Origin of the sequence: Shewanella sp. 10N.286.51.B2 (assembly GCF_041469265.1) — a bacterium.
Taxonomy (GTDB): Bacteria; Pseudomonadota; Gammaproteobacteria; order Enterobacterales; family Shewanellaceae; genus Shewanella.
Map to the genome: position 1 here is coordinate 1 of NZ_JBFRKH010000089.1, position 2,282 is coordinate 2,282.

Here is a 2,282-nt window from a genome sequence, read left to right on the forward strand (position 1 = left end):
CCGTGCTCTTAATAAAAATAGCGCGGTGTCCTAGGCATCTCTTCTTTAATCGAAGGGGACCCGGACTGCATTATACTCTGCAAAGAGTGAATACTCATTAAGTTCTGTAGGCTAAAACTTAACGCTTGAATTGTTGTAAAATTGGTGGAGCTACACGGGATCGAACCGTGGACCTCTTCGCTGCCAGCGAAGCGCTCTCCCAGCTGAGCTATAGCCCCTCAACTTTACAAATTGCATTTGGACATGCTGCGATAAATAATCACATCGTCTCTCAAGTACGGGGCGCATTCTATGCAGCCTGCCCAAAAGTGTCAACTCGTTTTTTAAGAATTTATTCTAGCTGCTACAAAATCAATCGCTTTGGATATTCTTTGTTCGCAACGAGCCTTTCCAATGAGAAATAAGGTTAAATCTACAGCAGGTGACATTCCGGCGCCTGTAACAGCGACACGTAAAGGCATTCCAACTTTACCCATTCCTACTTCAAGTTCTGCTGCGGTGTCTTCAATTGCTTGATGAATTGCTTCAACAGACCAATCAGATAGAGCAGAAATTTTTTGTTGGATTAACTTAAGTGGTTCCATTGCAACACCACGCAAGTGCTTTTTCGCTGCATTTTCATCAAAAGCGTCGAAATCTTCATAGAAGTAGCGACTAGATGCGGCTAACTCTTTTAAGGTTTTCGCTCTTTCTGCAAGTGCTGTGACAACTTCAGCTAAAGCAGGGCCGTTTGTGGTATCAATTTTTTGGTCATCCATATGCCATTGAAGGTGGCCTGCAACATATTCTGGTGCCGACTCTTTAATGTAATGCTGGTTTAGCCAATTTAATTTGTCAGTATTGAATGCAGAAGCTGCTTTGTTGATGTCATCTAATTTAAATAATGAAATCATTTCATCAATTGAGAATACTTCTTGATCGCCATGTGACCAACCTAAACGAACTAAGTAGTTCAATAGGGCTTCAGGTAAATAGCCATCATCACGGTATTGCATTACGCCAACTGCGCCATGACGTTTTGATAATTTAGCGCCATCGTCGCCTAAAATCATTGATACGTGCGCATATTCAGGAACAGGTGCACCTAATGCTTTTAAAATATTAATTTGGCGAGGGGTGTTATTGATGTGATCTTCACCGCGTACAACACAAGTGATCCCCATGTCCCAGTCATCAACAACTACACAGAAGTTATAAGTTGGCGTGCCCTCAGTTCGGGCAATGATCAAATCATCTAAAGTATCGTTAGCAAATTCGATGCGACCACGAACATGATCATCAAATACCACACTACCTTCTGTATGGTTTTTGAAACGAATAACAAACGGCTCATCAGTTTCACGTGGCGCTAAGTTACGACAATGTCCATCATATTTTTGAGACTCACCATTAGCAGCTTGTTCTTCACGCATTGCTTCAATACGCTCACGTGAGCAGTAACACTTATATGCACTGCCTTGTTCTAGCATTTGAGCAATGATTTCATTGTAACGATCAAAGCGCTTGGTTTGGTAATACGGGCCTTCATCCCAAGTTAAGCCTAACCACTCCATACCTTCTAAGATCGCAGCGCAAGCTTCAGGTGTTGAACGTTCAATATCTGTATCTTCTACACGTAAAACAAACTCACCTTGGTTCGCACGAGCATATAGCCAAGAATAAAGTGCTGTACGAGCACCACCTACATGTAAAAAGCCTGTTGGGCTTGGAGCAAAACGCGTCTTAGTTGTCATAATGGGACACTGACCTATTTCTGAAAACGTCTATATAAAGACAGATATAATAAAGTGGCCGATATTCTATACCCAAACCACCACATTATGCGAGTTCCACTCTTGTTATTTTCATTCTTGTGGAGCAGGCATTCACTATAGTCAACGTCATCTAATATTGCGCAATCAATTTAAGTTTGAATATAAAGGTTAGTAGTAGTCTACTAACTAACAGGTATTAGTGGAGGCAGAAAGAATATAATAGGGGGCTTATTCAATAGTGAGATGTTATTTATTCGCCAAAATCTGGTTGATGTCAGCAAAAGGCGGTCTAATGCGTCTAACAATCAACCAAGACGGCTGTTTTTAGCTCGCCTGAACTTTTTTAATCAAAAAGTCGTTGACAGTATTTCGTTGCTCCCTATAATACGGCCCCACACAGCGAGGTCGATTAGCTCAGCTGGGAGAGCACCTCCCTTACAAGGAGGGGGTCACTGGTTCGAGCCCAGTATCGACCACCATTCTTTTTATAAAGAATTAAAACATTATAAAATCCCAGGTCGATTAGCT

General features: G+C 41.7%; 1 protein-coding gene and 2 tRNA genes. 1 reads left to right on the forward strand and 2 read right to left on the reverse strand.

Features of this window, described 5'->3' with window-relative positions; genetic code table 11:
* Nucleotides 1-142: 142 nt before the first annotated feature.
* Together AB4140_RS18995 and gltX are read right to left on the reverse strand one after the other, a co-directional pair.
* Nucleotides 143-218: transfer RNA gene (locus tag AB4140_RS18995), tRNA-Ala, on the reverse strand.
* 105 nt (nt 219-323) lie between these two features.
* Nucleotides 324-1,733, reverse strand: a complete 1,410-nt coding sequence (gltX, locus tag AB4140_RS19000) for a glutamate--tRNA ligase (protein WP_372002200.1) — start codon at nt 1,731-1,733, stop codon at nt 324-326.
* Between the two features lie 424 nt (nt 1,734-2,157).
* Between gltX and AB4140_RS19005 the strand changes: the two genes are divergently transcribed.
* Nucleotides 2,158-2,233: transfer RNA gene (locus AB4140_RS19005), tRNA-Val, on the forward strand.
* Nucleotides 2,234-2,282: the final 49 nt, after the last annotated feature.

Coding starts and splice junctions, on each gene's coding strand:
- gltX (WP_372002200.1), bottom strand. CDS start 1,733: ATGACAACTAAGACGCGTTTTGCTCCAAGCCCAACAGGCTTTTTACAT.